Source organism: Phenylobacterium sp., assembly GCF_037968635.1.
GTDB lineage: Bacteria > Pseudomonadota > Alphaproteobacteria > Caulobacterales > Caulobacteraceae > Phenylobacterium.
The window spans coordinates 1-2682 of record NZ_JBBKVV010000069.1; the positions used below are offsets into that span (position 1 = coordinate 1).

General features: G+C 61.3%; 4 protein-coding genes. 1 reads left to right on the forward strand and 3 read right to left on the reverse strand.

Translation table 11 applies throughout. The features are described 5' to 3' along the window. Positions 1-368 precede the first annotated feature (368 nt). A complete protein-coding gene (locus AAC997_RS08260) occupies positions 369-1040 on the forward strand; it encodes a DUF1868 domain-containing protein (protein WP_340645221.1) in 672 nt (223 codons plus the stop codon). Positions 1041-1119: 79 nt separating this feature from the next. Here the strand turns inward: AAC997_RS08260 and AAC997_RS08265 are convergent, their stop codons facing one another. The 3 genes from AAC997_RS08265 to AAC997_RS08275 all read right to left on the reverse strand — a co-directional run. Further along, positions 1120-1605, reverse strand: coding sequence for a GNAT family N-acetyltransferase (locus AAC997_RS08265; protein WP_340645222.1), 486 nt, complete (start codon positions 1603-1605; stop codon positions 1120-1122). An 84-nt stretch (positions 1606-1689) separates the two neighbouring features. After that, the gene (locus AAC997_RS08270; protein ID WP_340645223.1) at positions 1690-2286 is read right to left on the reverse strand and encodes a hypothetical protein; all 597 of its coding nucleotides are present in this window, start codon (positions 2284-2286) and stop codon (positions 1690-1692) included. Positions 2287-2476: 190 nt separating this feature from the next. Continuing rightward, positions 2477-2682: GNAT family N-acetyltransferase (locus tag AAC997_RS08275; protein WP_340645224.1), on the reverse strand; the 206-nt coding region annotated here is incomplete at its 5' end.

Below are 2682 nucleotides of genomic sequence, written 5' to 3' on the forward strand. Positions count from 1 at the left end.
CCTGGATCTTCGTCGCGGCCGGCCTTCTGGCACTGGCCATCGCCTGGACGACCGTCCTTGGCCACGCCCTCAAGATCGTCGCTCGCAAACCAATCAACGCCCTTAGATACGAATGAGAACGCAGGCCCAAGGCCTCTGAAGGGCCACACCGCGCGGAGCCCAGGTCGCAACGGTCTAGCGAGAGGTCAGGTATGCGCCAGAAGCGGAAGTTGGGCCCCGGGCGACATGCAGCCATTCGGCTATCGTCGGCGACGTCTGCTTTTCGGAGTGGTGGCTAGGCGAACTTTCGACCCATAGGGAACGTTGGGAAGGTCTACCTGGAAATCTCCACGGTTGCGGACCCCATCGTCCCCGGCAAGAATATGAGCATGGCCGACGGCTTCGAGAAATTTGACCACAACGGCAACGCTAGACCATTTGCAGGAAATACGGTCCTGTGCCGCCTGACTGCGGATAGCGACCCGGCTTCCTTTTCAACATTCAGACGGCTGACGGGCGCTGTGGCTGCCACGGCCTTGTCCGCGAAGGTCGCGATACTCCCGTCCAGCAGCTATCACATGACATTATTGGGCTGTGTGACCGACAAGAGGCGAGATCCGAAGCAGTGGCCCAGCGGTCTTCCTATCAATGCGAGCATCGAGAGCTGCCACGAGCACGTTGAGCAGCGCCTGATAGGCGCGACGAGCTTTGGACCGGAACTTGTCGTGGTCGAGCCCAATCCGGAAAGGGCGATTGTCTGGGATCAACTGCTCAAGGTTTGCCTGCGGCCGCATGACCGAGCCGAGTATGTGCGTCTGCGCCGCGGCCGAGCTGAGATTGCGAACGCGCTTGGGCTCCGCCCCCTCGACTCTGTTGGCGATCTGCACATTACCGTCGGCTATCCGACCGCACCGCTAACGTCCGCAGAGGGGGCGGAATTCGAAGACATCAAAGCGGCCTATGAGTCCGAGCTGCGGGGAGCCACAATCCACTTGGTGCCCGCCGAGCTGTGCACTTTCGGGGACATGATGGCGTTTGATCATCGGCTTAAATTGCGCTGAGGCTAATGTCAGCTAACCATCCGTCCACGACACTCTGAATGTCTGCTCCTCGGCGAGTTGACACCAAAACTGCGTAGGGCTACCGCCAGCTAAAGATCGCCATCGCCGTCTCGCCATCCTGCTCGAAGTGGTCGAAGTGCAGTGATCGCGACGCGTAGAACGCAGTGGCGTTGATATTGTCGCGGGGCGTCCAGAGCCAAAAGCCATCGGGCATCTTCGATTTCGCATCTTCCAGCAACATAGTTCCGACGCCTGTTCCGTGCGCCTGAGGCGCAACGAACAACTGGTTCAACCTGCCTTCGCGTGGGGTGATGGCTAGGAACCCAACGATCTGTCCGTCCCGGACCGCAACCCGAACCACCCAACCATTTCTGATCTCGGCTTCGATACGGATGGCGTTTCCAGCGACCGAAATCCCGTCCGCGAACGCGAGCCCCGTTGTTGCCCAGCTTGCAAACCACAGCTCCGCCACGGATTCCAGGTCGGACGGCTGGTAGTCGCGTGTGATGGTGAGGCTCATCATGTCTGCTTCCGGCAACAGGGTGATCGACTGTTCACGACCCATTGCGGACATTGTTACGGAAGGAGACCGTCCGACACTGAAGCGCGACTGGAGCGAGCCCATTCTGGGAGGGCGTGATGGCGACGTTCACCGACTCGGGAGATTTCCCAGCGCCTTTCGGAGGTCGGCGAGCGGGTCGTGGATTTCTCCGTCGCGTGTCCGATAGTCGCCCGGCTTCATCGTGACAGGGCACTGGCCAAGGTAGGTCATGCGCGAGCGCTGGATCGTTATGCTTTTGGGCTCTCGAGCCTCGGAATATTGGACACCTTCAATCTCATGATGAAAATCATCGCGTGTGCCGTAGACCCGGGTCGTAAAGGTGACGCCTCCTGTGGCGCTCCCGCAAATCGTCTCGAAGCGGAAAGATCCGTTGGCATTCGCTCCCTTCGTCTGCGTGCAGCCCTTGTCCGGGGGCGGAACCGAAGGCGGTTCTTCTGTCAGCTTTGCGATCAAGCTCAGTATCGGAGCCTGCTGGGAGAGACACAGGTCTGTGCCGTCGAGCGCATTGGGAGCCGTCGCGCTGACGTGGTAAAGTCGCGAGGTCTCCGGCCCCTCTACTGCAGCGCCCGCAGTGGCATCGGGTCCAGTTCTGGTATCGCAGGCCGCGCTGGCGCTGCCCGCAGCGAAGGCCACGATCGTCGCCAGAGCGAAGAGCCGACACCCGGCACTCTCTTGCATCCGCATGTGCAACCCCGATGCCAAGCCGAATGATCTCCACACGCCGGTAGTGGAAGACCACGAAACTGTCTAGGTCCGCTCACCACCCGTCTCCGACCTTCGGTAGGTCCGCGTCCAGGCCGGCGCCGGCCTGGCCATATGCCACAACGGCTGCAGCGCGTGCCCGTCCAAGGTGCGGCTCTGGCCCTGCCTGATTCTACGCCGGCCCACCGTCCAAGATCCAGACCGAGAGGTCGGCGACCAGTTCGAAGCCGAGGCTGTCGTAGAGCCGTCGGCCAGCTTTGGTCGAGCCCAGGTGGAAGCGCTCCATGCCGCGGCGTCGGTAGTCGTCGATCACCTGGCTCAACAGGGCCCGCCCAATGCCTTTGCGTTGGTGTTCAGGCGGCGTAGCCATGAGCGTTA

Coding starts and splice junctions, on each gene's coding strand:
- AAC997_RS08265 (WP_340645222.1), bottom strand. CDS start 1,605: ATGGGTCGTGAACAGTCGATCACCCTGTTGCCGGAAGCAGACATGATG.
- AAC997_RS08260 (WP_340645221.1), top strand. CDS start 369: ATGGCCGACGGCTTCGAGAAATTTGACCACAACGGCAACGCTAGACCA.
- AAC997_RS08270 (WP_340645223.1), bottom strand. CDS start 2,286: ATGCGGATGCAAGAGAGTGCCGGGTGTCGGCTCTTCGCTCTGGCGACG.